Genomic DNA, 17,150 nt, shown 5'->3' on the forward strand with positions numbered 1-17,150 from the left:
AATAAAATTTAATAATCCTTCTTTTTAAATCGCCCGCCTGATAATTGAGATTTCTTATCAAATCTAGAATCGTCTAATTTAGATTTCTCTCCATATTCACCATACCCTTTATTATGCCTTGCAAAAGAACTCCCGGGCTCTGTAGATACTTTCTGCTTAATAACCGCTATTGCTTTAAGTAAATTGGATTCAAACTCACTTATATTCTCTTCATATACAAAAATAGAATGTCTTTCAAAATCTCCACTTGGATTTCTTTTGCTCTCTACAATATTTAAAAAATAATCTCCTTTTCTATTTTCCTTTACATTAAAAAAATAAGTTCTCTCGGACTCTGTAAATAGTTTCTCAGAGTATACTTCCCCTCTCTCTCCCATCAATTTCCTCCACACAAGTTTTTATACTTGACTACATTTAAGTTAAATTAATTGTACTTATTTAAAAAAAAAATTACTAGCCAAAAATGACATTACAATAAATCTTATTGACATAAATTGATTTTTTTTATATAAGTAAATTATTGTATTGCGTCCTTCGTATAATGGCTATTACCTTAGCCTTCCAAGCTAATGATGTCGGTTCGATTCCGATAGGACGCTTAAAATAATGACAGTACGCTTTTCAAACTTGACAATACTTGTTAGAAATGAGAATTATATTTAAAAGATAAATAAAAGAATGAAATAAATGGAGATGGCGGGAATTGAACCCGCGTCCTAAAAACAATACTATAAGCTTCTACAAGCTTATCTAGCATTTTACTAAGCAATATGGTTTGGAAATGCTAGCAAACCGCCAAATTGCTCTCAAGTATAAAAGTCCCTAAAAATCAACTTGAAAAAATTTTTAAGCAAGCTTCGATGTCAAAAAGAGTATAAGCGAACCTCAAAGCCAAATTCAACAAAACTCCCTGCTAACTTAAGCAGCCATTACAAGATTTGAGCTTGTAAAGTTATTATTTTTTGCATTTATTTTAGAAGTTTTAAGAGATTCCCTCTGCCTGCAACTTATAATATTAGCATCTTTAGTCAAATCCAAAACATCCCCTTATATAAAAGCCACTATAGCATAATTTTAAGAAAACAACAATGCTTAGTCTTATTTGAAAAAACTAAACTAAAATTTTATAATAGTAAATCCAATATTAGTAAAAGGTAATTTTATGTTTAATGAAATTTTATGGGTTTTTATGCTAATTACTACTTATTCATTTTTGATTATTGTATCCTTTTTTTTTAAAAAAAACGGATTATTTGCATGGGTTGCAGTAGCAATTATTATAGCAAACATTCAAGTTTTAAAACAAATTACAATATTTGGAATTAATGCTACATTGGGCAACATTATTTATGCATCATCATACATTGCAACAGACATTCTATCAGAATTTTATGGAAAAAAAACTTCAAAAAAAGCCGTTTACATTGGATTTATCAGCTTTATTGTCTTTGCAGTATTAACAAATGCACAAATACACTTTATGTCAAATAGAACTCAAGAAAATTTTAAAAGTTTAGAAAACATTTTCTCTTCAATACCGGCTTTACTATTAGCATCTCTTGTTGCATACCTAGTATCCCAATTAAACGATGTTTATCTATATCAGCTTATTAAAAAAAAATTTCCTAAATTTTTATTTTTCAGAACCAATGGATCAACATTAATAAGTAGCTTAATAGATACAACAATTTTTGTAGGCATAGCAACATATTTTAAAGTATTTCCAAGGCAAGCTTTCCTAGATATAGTAATTTCCACATACCTAATTAAAGGTCTAGCAGGAATTTTGGGAACACCTTTTATATATTTTTTTGTAAAATATATAAAGCTTCAAAAATGAAAAAGTTAATTTGCATAAATAAAAAACTTTATCTAAGATAATTAATCTGGTACAATTAAATGCTATGAATAAAGATATGTTTGATTTAAGCTTATGGATAGGAATGATTCTATTTACATATACAACATTGGGAATTCTTTACCGATTTTTTGGAAAATCCGGGCTTTTTTGTTTCAATGCAATTATTTCAACAATGTCAAATATTATAATATTAAGAAATTTAAAAACATTTGGAATGTCATTAAATTTATCAGGTATCACCTTTTTATCGGCATTATTCTCTTTAAACTTAATGGTTGAAAAATACAGCAAAAAAGAAGCAACAAAATCTGTTATATTGAGCCTTTTGTTAAACATAACTTTTACAATTATGATTAATTTTATGATACTATTTAATCATAATAAATTAGACACGGCAGATATTCATTTTAAAATACTGTTTAATAACTGTACATATATTTTAACAATATTAATTGGAACTTATGTGTTTTTTTTATCCCAATATATAAACATCTTACTATATAATTATTTTAAGCAAATAAAAATAAAATCTTTATGGATAATTCATCCTCTATCAAGACTAATTTCTGGATATATAGCTAATTTGCTAGTTTCAATAGCTATAAATACAATACTTAAATTTTATCCTGAAACAAAAAATATCGAACTTATAAAAGGTTCCTTAATTATTACATTAATAATAATTTCAATCGATACCATTTTTTACCTATTTCTAAATTCTTGGAAAAAAATAAGAGAGGCTTAAAAATTAATAAGATTTTCAATAAATTGATAATTTTTAACAACTTGTCTATAATATTTTAATCTCAAATTTGATTTTTCAACTTCATTTAGCAAGTAATCAATACTGCTTTTTCTTAAGCGAATCAACAAAGAATATATAACTATCGAAACAGCTACAGAAATATTATAACTTTGAGTAAATCCATACATAGGGATTTTTACATATAAATCGGCGACTTCTAAAACTTCTGCACTAAGCCCTGTTAGTTCTGTGCCAAAAAATATCGCCATTTTATTATTAATTGGAAAATTTTCAAGATTTATTGATTTTTCATTCAAAGATGTGGCCACTATTTTATATCCATCAGACCTTAATCTATCAATTGCAAAAGTAGCATTTTTATATTTATTTAAATTTATCCATTGTGAAGATCCTAAAGTAACATCTGGATTTAAAGTATACTTATTCTTTTTTTCAATAACATGAACATCACTAAGTCCTAAAATTTCACCTGTTCTAATAGTAGCACTTGCATTTTGAGACTGAAAAATGTCTTCTAACGCAAATGTTAAATAATTAGTGCGAAGACTTAATACTTTCTCAATCCTAGCTTTTTTTTCATCTGTAATAAATTTAGACAAAACACCAATTCTTTTTAATACATCATCATCCATAATAAAAATTAAATTTCAAAAATAACAAAATTGTTTTCTTTAAAATATTTCAAATTACAAACTATTTCTTATATAATACAAAAATGAAAGTCAAAATTGAAGAATCTTGGAAAGAAGTTTTAAACAATGAATTTAACAAAGAGTACTTTAAAAAGCTTGTGAGATTTATAAAACATGAATATAAAACAAAAAATGGGAAAATATTTCCTCCTCCAAGACTTATATTCAATGCTTTTAATTCTTTACCATTTAAAGACATAAAAGTGGTAATAATTGGACAAGATCCATACCATGGAAAAAATCAAGCAAATGGACTTGCTTTTTCTGTAGATTCAAAAATCAAAATTCCACCGTCTTTACAAAACATATTTAAAGAAATAGAAAAAAGTTTAAAAATAAAAACCATCCCAAATGGAGATTTAAAAAGATGGGCAATTCAAGGTGTATTTCTGATAAATACAATCTTAACAGTCGAAGAAGGCAAGCCTTCTTCCCACAAAGCCATTGGGTGGGAAATTTTTACAGATGAAGTAATAAAAATAATCTCTAAAAATTTGAAAAACATTGTGTTTATGCTTTGGGGCAATTTAGCAAGAAGCAAAAAAGGGCTAATTGACCCAACAAAGCATCTAATTCTTGAAACAAGTCATCCATCGCCATATTCAGCAAACAATGGATTTTTAGGATCAAATCATTTTAGCAGCGCTTTAGATTATTTAAAAAAACACAATAAAAATATAATAAACTTTCAATAAAATTAATAAATGGTTAGATTTAAAATTTCTTTATGTAAAAACTCTGCTTAAATACTAAAATACTACTCGTAGCATAAACAACGATAACCAATTTAAATTATTTCTCTTTCAAATTGTTTTCTTTAATTTCATTAATGTTAGTATCTGATTTATTATTATTATCATCATCCCAGAAAGTTGAACTATTCTTGTTTTCGGTCTTTATATCATTTAGAAAGCTATCATCTGCTCTTCTAGTGTTTAGAAAAGATAACAAAACTACAAAGATAAAAAAGAGTGCTATAAAAAATCCAGTAATTTTTACAGCAACACTTGAAGATTTTGCCCCAAAAATGGAAGAACTACCACCCCCAAAAACACCACCTATTCCATCGCCCTGCTCATCTTGAATTAAAACCAAAAGAATAATAAAAATTGAAACAATAACAAAAATTATAAAAATAAAAAATCTAACTAAATCCAAAACAAACCTCTTTAACTAAAGAACATTATTAATTATAGATAAAAAAGATTCGGCCTTTAAAGATGCTCCACCTATTAGCGCACCATCAATATTGGGCTCATTCATAAGCTCTTTTACATTGCTTGAATTAACAGAGCCGCCATACTGAATTATAATATTGTCTGAAGCTGACTTTGAATAAAGCTTCATAATCTCAAGTCTAATTGCCTTATGAACCTCTTCTGCTTCCTTTTTAGTTGCGGTTTTACCCGTTCCAATTGCCCAAACAGGCTCATAAGCTAAAATTATCCTTTTAATATCTGATTCAGAAACACAATTTAACCCCTTTTTAACCTGATTTAAAACAACGTCTAAAGTTTTTCCAGAATCTCTCTCGTCAAGGGTTTCTCCAACACAAAGAATTAAATATTTAAAAGGATGCTTAAGTCCTGCAAGAATCTTTTTATTTATTATTTCATCTGTTTCTGCTAAATACAATCTACATTCAGAATGACCAAGTATAACATATTCTACTCCAAATTCTAAAAGCATTGAAGGTGAAATTTCACTTGTCCTTGCTCCACTTTCCATATAAGACATATTTTGAGCACCAAGGAGAATATTACTACCCTTAATACATTCTGAAACCTTAGATAAAGCCGTAAATGGAGGAGTTATCATTATTACAACATCATCTTTTAAAGTCTTAACCTTAGTTGCAATTTCTTTTGCAACAATAGAAGCTTCTGCACTTGTATAATGCATTTTCCAATTTCCCGCTAAAAATATTTTTCTCATTTTAATTCTCCAAAACCTTAATACCTGGCAAAATTCTCCCTTCAAGATATTCAAGTGATGCACCACCACCTGTTGAAACATGAGTAATTTTATCAGATAAATTAAATTTATTAACAGCCGCAACAGAATCTCCACCACCAACAACAGTTAAACCTGAGCAAAATGCTACCATTTCAGCAACCTTAGCAGTTCCTTTTGAAAATAAATCAAATTCAAACACACCAAGAGGGCCATTCCAAATTATAGTTTTGGCAGTTTTTACAACCTTTTCAATTTCTTTTAAAGTCTTGGCTCCAATATCCATACCAATCTTGTTTTCAGGAATATTAAAGGAATCAATATACTCAGGAGTTGCATTTTTATTAAAATCACCAGCTACAATATGATCAAGCGGCAAAATTACTTTAACGCCCAGCTCTTTTGCTTTCCTTAAGAAAGAAGATGCTATATCAATATACTCGTCCTCTAAAAGAGATTTACCTATAGAATATCCTTCGGAATGCAAAAAAGTATAAGCCATTCCACCACCAATCACAACTACATTTGACTTTGACAAAAGTGATTCTAGTACCGCAATCTTTGAAGAAACCTTGGAACCACCAATAATTGAAACAAATGGCCTTTCGGGATTTTTCAATATTCCACCAAGAAATTTATCTTCTTTTTCCATTAAAAATCCACCAACAGATGGCAAATAATCAGCAACCCCTACAGTTGAAGCATGCGCCCTATGAGCTGCGCCAAAGGCATCATTTACAAAAACATCTCCATTCTCAGAAAGTTTTTTTGCAAAATTTATATCATTTTTCTCTTCTTCTGCATAAAACCTTACATTTTCAAGCAATACAACATCTCCATCCTTCATTTGCAAGGTGCTATTTACAATTTCACTTCCAACACAATCAGAAAGCATCTTGACATCTTGGCCTAAAAGCTCTGACAATCTATTGGCAACCGGTTTAAGAGAATACTTAGGATTTTTCTTTCCCTCTGGTCTACCCAAATGACTTATAAGTACAATCCTAGCTCCTCTTTCTTTGAGATACTCTATTGTAGACAATGCGGCCCTAATTCTAGTATCATCGCTAATGTTCCCCTCTTTTAGGGGAACATTAAAATCACATCTTACTAAAGCTCGCTTGCCCGCAAAGCTACTAAAGTCTTTTACTGTTTTTATTGACATTTTATTACCTTAAGCCTACTTATTTTACCAATTTTTGAGCAAGATCAACCACTCTTGTAGAATATCCAAACTCATTGTCATACCATGACAACACCTTTGCAAATCCATTTTCAAGAACCATTGTTTCAAGACCATCAACAATAGAAGAATGAGAATTCCCCTTTATATCTGAAGATACAATTGGATCTTCCGTGTACCCCAAAATACCTTTAAGCTCAGGTGTTTCTGATGCCTTCTTGAGGACAGAATTAATTTCTTCTTTTGTAACATCTTTTTTCTTGAGTTGAACTGTAAGATCAACAATTGAACCTGTTGGCACAGGCACCCTCATTGAAGTCCCATTTAACTTACCCTTAAGTTCAGGCAAAACAAGTCCAACTGCTTTTGCAGCACCAGTTGAAGTTGGAATAATAGAAAGTGCAGCGGCTCTTGCTCGTCTAAGATCGGAATGAGGAAGATCTAAAATTCTTTGATCATTAGTATAAGCATGAACTGTTGTCATAAGTCCTTGTTCAATTCCAAATGATTCATGAAGTACTTTTGCAAGAGGAGCCAAGCAATTGGTTGTACATGAAGCATTTGACACAGCCTTTAAATCAGAATTAATATCGTGATCATTTACACCAAGAACTATTGTTTTAATCTCGTCTTTAGCAGGAACTGTTAAAATAACTTTCTTAGCCCCAGCATGATTCACATGATCAAGATATCCCCCTTTATCACTAGTTGCTGATGAAAAAACACCTGTTGACTCAATTACAACATCAATTCCAAGCTTTGCCCAAGGAAGATTTTTTGGGTCTCTCTCAGCAATAATTTTTATTTCTCTTCCATCCACAACAATAGCAACATCTCTTGACTCAACTTTTTTATTATATACTCCAAAAGTCGAATCATACTTTAAAAGATGTGCGAGAGTTTTAGGATCTGTTAAATCATTTATTGCCACAATATCAATTCCTCTTTCAAAAGCAATCTTAAAAACATTTCTACCAATACGACCAAAGCCATTAATAGCCAATTTCATACAAAATCCTCCAATTTTTTGATTTTATTCTTACTAGAATTATTAAATCACAAATTAATAACAAGTGTCAAACTATCTTTTTATAAGCACAGTGGCTCCTTCTTGAATATAATCCTTTAAAAAGGTAGAAGATTTTATGGTGCCTCTAGAAATATAATCACTTATATCTTCAATTAAAATCTCTCCCAAAATATCTGATTTTTTGTAAACAATAAAACCAGAATCTCTAGTATCACTATTTAAAGCACCTTCTTTAAGAATTAAAAAAACATCGCCTTTTACAACATCGCTTACTTGACCAAGATTAATAAGAGCATCGTCATTTTTAATTTGAATAATCTTTCCTTTTTTGGGTAAATAATCATGAAAATCTTTTGAAAGAGAATTTAAAGCATTGCTTAAATAATTAATACCCCCCACATCATAAGAGAAAGAAACAACTTTGATCCCTGTTTTACCTGAAAAAATATCCACTACCAAAGTAGCTGTATTTTTTAAAACATCTGCCTTAAAATCAAAAATTAAAAATAAATCCAAATTATTATTCCTTGAATAAGAAAACCCTTCGGAAAAATTATTAATCAGATAATCTCTATTTTTATTGTAATCAAAATTATAGTTAACTATTTCCATATTTAAATTACGTTCCAGCACCCTTTCAGCATATCTTAATATTAAATCATTTGCCCCAAAAAACTTATTTTCACTTTGAGTAAAAATAGCCATTTTATAAACTACTCTGTCATCGTAAAGCTTATTAAAATCAGCAATACTTTTATATCCATATTTATAAAATAAAGACTTTCTAACATCAAAAGACACAACATCATAAAAATCTAAAATTCTAGAATCAGTAGAATTTCTCTGTTTTACTAAATAAAAAAGCTGCTCATAAGCCATAATATCTAAATTCATAAGCTTGTATATTTTTGAAAGCAAAAACCTAGCACCATCATTATCAGGCCAAATATCAACAGCATTTTTTGCATTAAACAATGCTTTATTTAAATTTAAAGCTTTAAAAGCTTTAAGCCCCTCATTTTCATAATGTTTAGAAATTTTAACATTGGAATTATTTTTCAAAAAATTTCTAAAATTAGATGCGAAAAAACTCTCTTCAAGAGCAATATTATAAAATTCTAAATCTTTTTTAATATTTTTAGCTCGCTCCAAATTTAAAATAGCCTTTTCACTATCTCCAAATTTTAAATAAGAATATCCCAATAAATAATAAAGCTCATCAGAATCTTTATTAACTAAAATAGCTTTCTGCAATGCCTCTATTGCATCCTCATATTTAAATTCATGCAAATAAACAAGTGCAAGCAGTCGATACGCATCAACAACTCCAAAATCTTTGTAAGAGCTTTCAATTAAAGCCAAATAATTTAAAGCATACTTTTCAGCAAGCCCTAAATTATTAATACTAATATAAAATTCAGCTACTCTTTTATGAAAATCTGGAAAAGATAAAAAATTTACCCTGACTTTATTTATCAAATGCCTAATTTTGTCATGCATTCCTAGCCTTTGATAAATATCCATAAGATGTTCAAAAGCACTATAATTATTTTGACTATAATCAAGAATAGATAAATAATAATTAGCAGCGGCTATAAATAATCCACTTTTTTCAAAAATTGAAGCAAGTCCAACCAAAGCATCAATATTATTCCTTTGTTTAACTAAAACCTCAGAATAGATTTTTTTTGCTTGATCAATTTTATCATTTTTTAACAATATATTTGCGTAAAGAATTTTATACTCAGTGTCTTCATTAGACATTTTAGAGGCTTTTTCTATGAAAAATTGTGCTTGAGTATATATCTTAAGGGAATAGTAAATTGATGCAATAAATTTATAAGCTTCATAATAATTGGGATTAATTTTTATAGCCTCAACAAGTTCATCAATAGCATCATAATACCTTTTAGATAAATAATACTCATGGGCCTTTTGATAATGTCCTAATGCTGTAGTATCACTTCCTAATAGAACACTAAAATTAAAAAGGAATAAAATTAAAAACCAATTAAAATTCATAAACCTTCCTTCTCGGAAATCTTTATCACCTTAATATTTCTTTGATGCATATTTTTAATTGAAAAAACCAAATTGTTATACTCTACCTTTTCATTTTTCAAAGGAATCCTCCCAAAAAGATCATAAACAAAACCACCAAGAGTATCAAAGTCTCCATTTGGCAAATTTAAATTAAGTTTCTCATTTAAATCCTCTATTAAAATTCTTGCATCACAAAGATAAGATCCATCATCAAGACGAACTATTTCATCAAGCTCATTGTCAAATTCATCTTGAATGTCGCCTACTATCTCTTCAAGAATATCTTCAAGAGTTACAAGCCCTGAAACCCCACCATACTCATCAACCACAATTGCAATATGAACATGATTTTCTTGAAATTCTTTTAAAAGAGAGTCTGTTTTTTTGCTTTCGGGGACAAACATAACCTTTCGCATAATATCTTTTAAGTCTATTTCGTAAAAATCTTTTTTACACATGTGCAATAGTATGTCTCTTGTATGGATTATTCCAACAATATTATCAATGGTACCATGATACACAGGAAATCTTGAATGACTGCTAGATGTTACAACCTTTAAAAGTTCGTCCTTACTCTTAGCATAATCAACAAATATAACTCCTATCCTAGGAATCATAATCTCTTTTACAATAGTCTCTTTAAGAGAATTGAAATTTTTTATCAAAGAAGTTTCAATATTCGACTTATCTTCAAGATCATTTTCTGGGCTTCCTTTTTTTTTCTTTTTGTTTTTAAAATTAAAAAATCCCAACATTTAAAATACCCTTTTATTTTCTCTTAAGATATTTTCTTGAAGAATCAACATACCTTCCTTTTGAAAATCATTGGTTTCATGTTTATATCCCATTAAATGCAAAATTCCATGAATAGTAACACGTTGAAGTTCTTCATAAATTTCAACATTAAACTCTTGAGCACTAAATTTTAAATATTCAAAAGATATTACAAGATCTCCTTGTATTTTATAATTTATACCATCAACCAAATCTTCGTTAAGTTCATTGTGTTCATTATAATTAAAAGAGAGAACATCGGTTGGCTCATCCTTGTTTCTAAATTTATTATTCAATTCTTGTATATAAGCATTATCACAAAGAATAACTGAAAGTTCAAAATCGCTAATAGAAAGAGCATTCAAAACAGATAAAATAAAATCATAAAAAACACTAAGATGTTCAAATTTAATATTTTCTACCAATAAATTCAAATCAGATTTGGACAAATTAAATATACCCTAAAATAATCCATATATAACTTACAAATATGATTAATTGCTATAGCAATTAATTTATTTTATTTTTCAAACTAAAAACCAAAAAAATCTTTAATTATGTTTTCAAAAGCATCTTCTTGTAAAAAACCAACAGAAACCTTTGGCTTGCCATCAACAGGAATAAAAAGAATAGTTGGAAGACTTTGCACCCCAAGCGCAGAAGAAATATTTTGTTCCTTGTCTGTATCTACTTTGTAAAAATCAATGCTATTCTCGTACTTTTTAGAAAGTTTTTCAAAAATCGGAGAAAGCATTTTACATGGACCACACCAATTGGCATAAAAATCAATTATTGCAGGCCTATCACCTCTAAAACTCCATTCTTTATTATTTTTATAATCAAAAACTTTAACAACAAAATCTTCTTCGGTTAAAGAAATAGCCATATATTTTACATGCCCCCCTATCGACTTAAAATTATATCACAAATACAATATTAATAATAAGGAATTATAAGAAATGAATCTAATGTTAATAACTTTTAATGAATTTAAAACAGGAATTTCACTCAATGATACTAGGGCAGAACATCTTGTTAAAATCTTAAAATTAAAAGATAATGAAAAATTTAAATTTGGTATTCTTGGAGAAAAAAACATTTACCATTGCATTTACAAAAAAGATAAAAAACTATTTTTCAAAAAAATCTTTAAAATATCCGAATCTAATAAACTTAAAAAATTATATGTACTAATTGGAATTATAAGGCCAATTGTTGCCAAAAGAATCATAAAAGAACTTGCTAGCATTGGAATATACAAAATAATTTTTTTTAACACTGAGCTTACTGAAAAATCATATTTAAATTCTAAAATCTTTAAAAACAATGATTACGAAAAACATTTAATAGACGGAGCAATGCAAGGAGGAGTAACGTACTTACCAGAAATCAAAATTATGAAAAATTTAAAAGATAGCCTTAAATACATTAAACAAGAAAATTTTGAAATAAAAATATTGCTTGAAAAAAATAGTGCAAAAAATTTAATTGATATAGAACAAATAAAAAATGCAGCCATTATTGTGGGCCCTGAGAGAGGATTTACAGAAAAAGAAAAACAATTAATAGCACAATATAATTTCTCCTCTTATAGTATATCCTCAAACACAATAAGAACAGAAACAGCCACAATTGCTGCATCTATTATTACAGCATCAAAACTAATTAATATATGATTTTATATTAGAAATTTTTTTATCATTTTAAATCAATTCGCTTGAGCACAATTAATTTATAACTGTTTGATTAATTAGCTTATCATAAATATAAAGCTCAACAGTAGAGCCTTTGTTAACCTCATAGGGCAATTTAATCAATCCTCCTTTTGATTTAAAAGAATAAATCAAGGAATTTTTACCATCCAAGCCTTTTAACCTAACAGATATATCAACATAAGATGGATGTTGTCTTAATTTATAAGTCAAAATTCCAAAAACAATTTTATCATCAACCTTGGGCTTTGCAATAGTAATTAAAATTTTATCTGATTCATTTATTTTGGTTCCAGGCGGAATAGACTGAGAAATAATATTTCCAAAATCACCGGTATTTGCCAAATCAATGTCAAAGTTAATGCTATCACTTAAAAGAGAAGCAATCACATCTTTATAGTAAATTCCAATATAATTTTTAACATGTTTATCCAAGCGATCTTTACCCTTACTAATTAAAAATTGAAGATCCGTTAAACTTGATATTTGACTACCCGGTGATGGATTTTGACGAATTATTATGCCTTTTGGCAATTCACTCTCCACCTCAATAGGTTTAACAATATGGTAAAGTAATTTAGAATTGTCAAAAGAATTGGCCTTTAAATTAGTAATAACATCATTAATGTTTTTGCCAATAAAACTATCAACTCTGTTTATTATAGCCCCTTTGCTAATGAAAATTATAACCTTATTACCATGTCTTAAAACAGTTCCTGGTTTTGGGCCTTGATCTATTACTTTTCCTTTATCAAGAGCACTTGAAGAAAATTTAAATTCAATGTGCGGAATCAACTCTTTTCTCTGCAATTCAAGAACAGCATCCTCAATAGTAATAGAATAAAGATTCGGAACAACTGTAATCTCGTTATTTTCTAAAACCATAAAGAAAATTGCAAAAGCAACAATTAAAGATCCAAAAATAACTAAAAGCAATGCCTTAATTGTAGTTTTGGATAAAATCAAAATTTCATTATTACAATTTTTGTCGCTCTGAGTCAGATCTAATTTATTTTTAAACAATCCCTCTTCATTAGAAAATTTATTTTCTAGATTGTCATTATTATTAAAACTAATATATCCCTCCTATTCTATTGAAGAAAACACTTGCCCTATTAGCTGCCTACTTCCATTATAAAAAGACTTAAAATCCAAAACCTTTCTTCCAGGTCTTTGAACTTCTAAAAGCAAAAGAATTCCTTTTCCAGTATTAACAAGTAATCCTTTTTCGGAATTAAAATCAACAATTTCTCCTACTTTTTTCCCCTTATATAAATCTACATCCAAAAAATCGGCACGATGAAAAATAATGTCGCTATAATCAAGCCTAGCTCTTACAAGCGGCCAAGGATTGTACGCATTAATTTTGTTTTTAATCTCAAATGCGTTTAATTTAAAATCTATAAATCCAGTTTTTTTTTTAAAAAAAGAACAAAAAGTAGCTTCGCTTGATTTTTGAGGAATTCCTAAAAAACCCTTGCTAATTTTTTCCAAAGCTTCTAGAACAAGGCTTGGACTAAGAATTGATACAAGTTTTGAAATATCATGACTTGTATCATAAGATCTTATTTTAAATTTTTTTTGCACTAAAATATTGCCACTATCCATTTCTAAAGCCATACTCTGAATAGTAACACCGCTAACACAATCACCATTTAAAATTGCAGATTGAATCGGAGAAACACCTCTATATTTGGGCAAAAGAGAAGGATGAACATTAATACACCCCTTTGGGAAAAGATCTAAAAATTCTTTTTTAAAAATCTTGCCATAAGAAAAAACTAACATTAAATCTGGATTCAAATCCCTAACTAAACTTAATGTATTATCATCAATAATCAAGGGATCTAGAACTTTAATATTTTTAGCAATAGCCTCTGCCTTTATTACATTTTGACTTAACTTTTGTCCCCTACCTTTAGGTTTATCGGGCAAAGTCAAAACTCCCACTACCTCATAATGCTTTACAACTTCCTTGAAAACTTCTAAAGCAATAGAAGAAGAGCTTACAAAAAATATTTTCATTTTACCTTAAGACCTCTTTCTCTCATATAAGGCTTTAACAATTTATTTTTTAACTTTTCTTCGTAATAATCAATAAAAAGAACTCCATTTAAATGATCCATTTCGTGCTGAATAATTCTTGCCAAAAAATCAGAATTTTCTATAGTAAAAGATTTTCCATTCTCGTCATGAAAATTTACCACAACAGCCTTGGGCCTCATTAAATCATAATAAACTCCGGGTATGCTTAAACACCCCTCTTTGTAAGAGCTAAGCTCATAAGAAGTCTCTACGATTGAAGGATTGATAAAAACTAAAGGCTTTGCCATTTTATTTTCTCTAACTACAAAAAGCGCTAAATCAAGGCCCACCTGAGGAGCAGCAAGTCCAACTCCACCGCTAATATCCATCAATTCTATCATCTTTTTAGCATAATCTTTAATCTTATTGTCAATATTCTCGATTTGTTTTGTCTTAACACGAAGCAAATCATTAGGATAAAATACCATTTCCATAAAAACTCATCCCCCTTTCAAACAAAAAAAGACACTTATTTTATTTTTCCAAAAAGCTTCCATTCCTCATTTCCCAATAATGAAAAATAAATATTACCAATCCTAGACTTAGGAATAGCATAAAGCTTGTTTTCATTAATATCTTTAAAAACTAAAAATTCTTTAAGATCTGTATCAAAAAGAACAAGCTTTCTGTCCTTACCATTAAACTTTAATCGCCAATCGCCTTTTAATGTTTTGTAAAAAAAGGTTCTCCCATCAGCAGTATTAATTTCATAATCTTTTTGCTTTTTTAAAACACTTGTTGATTTTATAGCTCCCATAACATAGCTTAAAAAATCTTTATTAAATTGAACACTACTCAAAACAGCTCCCACATAAGCTGCCTTTATTTGCTCATTCTTAGAATCTACAAAAAAAATAGTTGGACTTCTTTGTAGATTAATTTTATTAAAAATTTCATTATCCTTATCAATAACTAAAAAAACATTTTTTCTAGATACCCTGTGAATAATTTCATCACTTGTAAAAGAGTTTAAAAAATCTTTTATTAAATTTTCTTTAATATCTCTGCCAACCAAAATTAAAACATTTTTATCTAATTTTTGAGCTTTTTTAATTGCAATCTCATAAGAACTCTCAAAAATAATATCTTCCGGCGGCAAAGAAAACAAATTTGAAAATCCTTGATTTAAAATCATTAAAAATGCAATTATAAATCTCATATTTTACTTGTTAGCTTTGCTAAAAATTCCAACTCTCCTTCATCATCAAAACGCTCTTTTAAGGTTAAAAAAACACATTCGTGATAATAATTGATATAATTTAACTCATCTTCTGAAAGCATTTCTTTTACTATTAATTCTTTTTCAAAAGGAACAAGAGTTAAATTCTCAAACTCTAAAAAAGCTCCAAAGTCATTTGTAAAAGCTTGTCTTACAAAAACTAAATTCTCAATTCTTATTCCATGACTAAATGTTCGATAAAGACCAGGTTCAATTGAAACCACTTCAGAGCCTTTAAAAAGATAACTGGAATTAGGGCTAATAGAAACTGGAAGTTCATGAACATTGAGAAAAAATCCAACACCATGCCCAGTGCCATGAATAAAATTCAATTCATTTTTTAAAAGCGGCAATCTACAAATTCCATCAAGAAAAGCTCCAGAAGATCCATATGGAAACTTTAAAGAAGAAAGACTAATGAAAGCCTTAAGAACCAAAGTATAGTCGTGCTTTTCTTTATCAGAAGCATCGCCTATTAAAAAAACTCTTGTAACGTCTGTTGTGCCAAGTCCAAAATATGAGCCCCCAGAATCAATCAAAAGAAGGCCGTTGGCATTTATTTTTTTACCTCTTTTGGGCTTATAATGAGGAAGAGCCCCATTTTCTCTAAAACCAACTATTGAGTCAAAGCTAGAACTAAAAAAATCTTTATTCAATTTCCTAAAATGTAAAAGCATATCAGCAATGTCTATTTCATCTAATTCGGCCAATTCAGCCTTGCTAAGGCTTTTAAATTTACGTAAAAATTTAATCAATGCAATAGCATCAATAATATGCGCTTCTTTCATCTTAAGAAGTTCATAATCGGTTTTTAATGCCTTAAGACTGCTTATAATGCTATCTCCTACAATGATATTCTTCTCACCAAGAACTTTTAAAACCCTAACATTGGCATAAAATGAAACAAAAAATTTACCTTCATGCTTTATCTTGTCCAAAAAACAGTAAAAATTACTGTAAGACTCTATTTCAAAATTTTCCATTTCAAGTGCTTCTTTAGCGCTTGAATCAAGTTTTTTTATATCAACAAAAATAACGTTTTTTCGATTCTTATTCCTAGATATTAAAAGAAACGAATAAAACAATGCCGATTCTTTAACATCTGATCCTCTTAAATTCAATATCCAAGCAATCTCATCAAGAGCAGTAATAACATAAAAATCTGACAAATTCTTTTCTAAGATCAAACAAATAGATTTGATTTTTTCAGCTCTTTTATTATTCTTCTCAGCATCAACCAATTCAAATATATGACCAAACTCAATCTGGGGTCTAGATTTCCAAATTAAATCAACTAAATCTTGATTTAAAGCCTTGATATGTGTATTTTTACATTTTTCAGACAACTCTTTATAAAACTTTATACTAGTCTCATCTGAATAAATTCCAAGCTTTAATTCTTGAAGATTTAAATTTATATACGTAAAAACATCAGGAGATCCTTTTACTCCAAGCCTTATTAATACAACTTCAGTTCCCTTAAGTTCTTGCTCAGCTTGTAAAAAATATCTACCATCCGTAAAAAGAACAGCTTTTGATAGTGTTACAATTACCGTACCAAAGCTACCAGAAAAACCTGTAATAAACTTACGAGTGCTATACCTTTCATGAGAATATTCACTAAAATGAGGATCATAACCTGCTACCAAATAAGCATCAATTCCATTATCCCTCATATGATCTCTAAGCAAAGATAATCTTTTATTAATATCCAAAAAAATCCCCTTTATATAAAACCTTACTAATATCTAGTATACCAAATAATTATCAATTTAAAAAAAAAAAAATATTTGCTATAATTTAGCTTGAAATTAACTCCTAAAGGATAAAAC

At 28.8% G+C, this 17,150-nt stretch carries 19 protein-coding genes, 1 tRNA gene and 1 other RNA gene; 5 read left to right on the forward strand and 16 right to left on the reverse strand.

Annotated features, from left to right (window positions below; all coding sequences use genetic code 11):
* Positions 1-8: 8 nt before the first annotated feature.
* Positions 9-377 (reverse strand): PUR family DNA/RNA-binding protein, encoded by a 369-nt coding sequence (locus QIA00_RS00230; RefSeq protein WP_316256821.1) that lies wholly within the window; start codon positions 375-377, stop codon positions 9-11.
* Between the two features lie 150 nt (positions 378-527).
* Here QIA00_RS00230 and QIA00_RS00235 point away from each other — a divergent pair.
* A tRNA-Gly gene (locus QIA00_RS00235) sits at positions 528-599 on the forward strand.
* A gap of 86 nt (positions 600-685) precedes the next feature.
* Here QIA00_RS00235 and ssrA read toward each other — a convergent pair.
* Positions 686-1,047: a transfer-messenger RNA gene (gene ssrA, locus QIA00_RS00240) on the reverse strand.
* Between the two features lie 115 nt (positions 1,048-1,162).
* On the opposite strand from ssrA, the gene QIA00_RS00245 reads away from it, so the two are divergent.
* Entirely contained in the window at positions 1,163-1,840 is a 678-nt protein-coding gene (locus tag QIA00_RS00245) for a queuosine precursor transporter (protein WP_316256823.1), read from the forward strand.
* 76 nt (positions 1,841-1,916) lie between these two features.
* On the forward strand, positions 1,917-2,606 hold the full coding sequence (locus QIA00_RS00250; protein ID WP_316257643.1) for a queuosine precursor transporter: 690 nt from the start codon (positions 1,917-1,919) through the stop codon (positions 2,604-2,606).
* Here QIA00_RS00250 and QIA00_RS00255 read toward each other — a convergent pair.
* Positions 2,603-3,259: a TrmH family RNA methyltransferase gene (locus QIA00_RS00255; protein ID WP_316256824.1), complete on the reverse strand. Its 657-nt coding sequence runs from the start codon at positions 3,257-3,259 to the stop codon at positions 2,603-2,605. The two genes, QIA00_RS00250 and QIA00_RS00255, sit on opposite strands and share 4 nt — an antisense overlap.
* 83 nt (positions 3,260-3,342) lie before the next feature.
* Here QIA00_RS00255 and ung point away from each other — a divergent pair, with 83 nt between their 5' ends.
* Entirely contained in the window at positions 3,343-4,014 is a 672-nt protein-coding gene (gene ung / locus QIA00_RS00260) for a uracil-DNA glycosylase (RefSeq protein WP_316256825.1), read from the forward strand.
* A gap of 97 nt (positions 4,015-4,111) precedes the next feature.
* Here ung and secG read toward each other — a convergent pair whose 3' ends face one another.
* From secG to trxA, 8 genes are all read right to left on the reverse strand, one after another.
* Positions 4,112-4,477 carry a preprotein translocase subunit SecG gene (secG, locus tag QIA00_RS00265; protein WP_316256826.1) on the reverse strand — a complete coding sequence of 122 codons (366 nt, stop codon included), beginning with the start codon at positions 4,475-4,477 and terminating at the stop codon, positions 4,112-4,114.
* Positions 4,478-4,492: 15 nt separating this feature from the next.
* The gene (gene tpiA / locus QIA00_RS00270) at positions 4,493-5,254 is read right to left on the reverse strand and encodes a triose-phosphate isomerase (protein WP_316256827.1); all 762 of its coding nucleotides are present in this window, start codon (positions 5,252-5,254) and stop codon (positions 4,493-4,495) included.
* 1 nt (position 5,255) lies between these two features.
* The gene (locus QIA00_RS00275) at positions 5,256-6,437 is read right to left on the reverse strand and encodes a phosphoglycerate kinase (protein ID WP_316256828.1); all 1,182 of its coding nucleotides are present in this window, start codon (positions 6,435-6,437) and stop codon (positions 5,256-5,258) included.
* Between the two features lie 19 nt (positions 6,438-6,456).
* On the reverse strand, positions 6,457-7,464 hold the full coding sequence (gene gap, locus QIA00_RS00280) for a type I glyceraldehyde-3-phosphate dehydrogenase (RefSeq protein WP_316256829.1): 1,008 nt from the start codon (positions 7,462-7,464) through the stop codon (positions 6,457-6,459).
* Positions 7,465-7,536: 72 nt separating this feature from the next.
* The gene (locus QIA00_RS00285; RefSeq protein ID WP_316256830.1) at positions 7,537-9,507 is read right to left on the reverse strand and encodes a tetratricopeptide repeat protein; all 1,971 of its coding nucleotides are present in this window, start codon (positions 9,505-9,507) and stop codon (positions 7,537-7,539) included.
* Positions 9,504-10,283, reverse strand: coding sequence for a hemolysin family protein (locus QIA00_RS00290; protein WP_316256831.1), 780 nt, complete (start codon positions 10,281-10,283; stop codon positions 9,504-9,506). The genes QIA00_RS00285 and QIA00_RS00290 overlap by 4 nt, the downstream gene beginning before the upstream one ends.
* Positions 10,284-10,751: an rRNA maturation RNase YbeY gene (gene ybeY, locus QIA00_RS00295; RefSeq protein WP_316256832.1), complete on the reverse strand. Its 468-nt coding sequence runs from the start codon at positions 10,749-10,751 to the stop codon at positions 10,284-10,286.
* Between the two features lie 83 nt (positions 10,752-10,834).
* Positions 10,835-11,188, reverse strand: coding sequence for a thioredoxin (trxA, locus tag QIA00_RS00300; RefSeq protein ID WP_301426878.1), 354 nt, complete (start codon positions 11,186-11,188; stop codon positions 10,835-10,837).
* Between the two features lie 73 nt (positions 11,189-11,261).
* Between trxA and QIA00_RS00305 the strand changes: the two genes are divergently transcribed.
* A complete protein-coding gene (locus QIA00_RS00305; protein WP_316256833.1) occupies positions 11,262-11,978 on the forward strand; it encodes a 16S rRNA (uracil(1498)-N(3))-methyltransferase in 717 nt (238 codons plus the stop codon).
* A 51-nt stretch (positions 11,979-12,029) separates the two neighbouring features.
* Here QIA00_RS00305 and QIA00_RS00310 read toward each other — a convergent pair whose 3' ends face one another.
* The 5 genes from QIA00_RS00310 to QIA00_RS00330 all read right to left on the reverse strand — a co-directional run bounded on the left by QIA00_RS00310 (position 12,030) and on the right by QIA00_RS00330 (position 17,033).
* On the reverse strand, positions 12,030-13,037 hold the full coding sequence (locus QIA00_RS00310; RefSeq protein ID WP_316256834.1) for a PASTA domain-containing protein: 1,008 nt from the start codon (positions 13,035-13,037) through the stop codon (positions 12,030-12,032).
* Positions 13,038-13,100: 63 nt separating this feature from the next.
* Positions 13,101-14,039 carry a methionyl-tRNA formyltransferase gene (gene fmt / locus QIA00_RS00315; RefSeq protein ID WP_316256835.1) on the reverse strand — a complete coding sequence of 313 codons (939 nt, stop codon included), beginning with the start codon at positions 14,037-14,039 and terminating at the stop codon, positions 13,101-13,103.
* Positions 14,036-14,533 (reverse strand): peptide deformylase, encoded by a 498-nt coding sequence (gene def / locus QIA00_RS00320; RefSeq protein ID WP_316256836.1) that lies wholly within the window; start codon positions 14,531-14,533, stop codon positions 14,036-14,038. Before def ends, fmt begins: the two co-directional genes overlap by 4 nt.
* A 35-nt stretch (positions 14,534-14,568) precedes the next feature.
* Complete coding sequence (locus QIA00_RS00325) at positions 14,569-15,258, reverse strand: hypothetical protein (protein ID WP_316256837.1); 690 nt, start codon at positions 15,256-15,258, stop codon at positions 14,569-14,571.
* A complete protein-coding gene (locus tag QIA00_RS00330; RefSeq protein WP_316256838.1) occupies positions 15,255-17,033 on the reverse strand; it encodes an aminopeptidase P family protein in 1,779 nt (592 codons plus the stop codon). Before QIA00_RS00330 ends, QIA00_RS00325 begins: the two co-directional genes overlap by 4 nt.
* Positions 17,034-17,150: the final 117 nt, after the last annotated feature.

The organism is Borreliella americana, from assembly GCF_032595795.2.
GTDB classification, from domain to species: Bacteria; Spirochaetota; Spirochaetia; order Borreliales; family Borreliaceae; genus Borreliella; species Borreliella americana.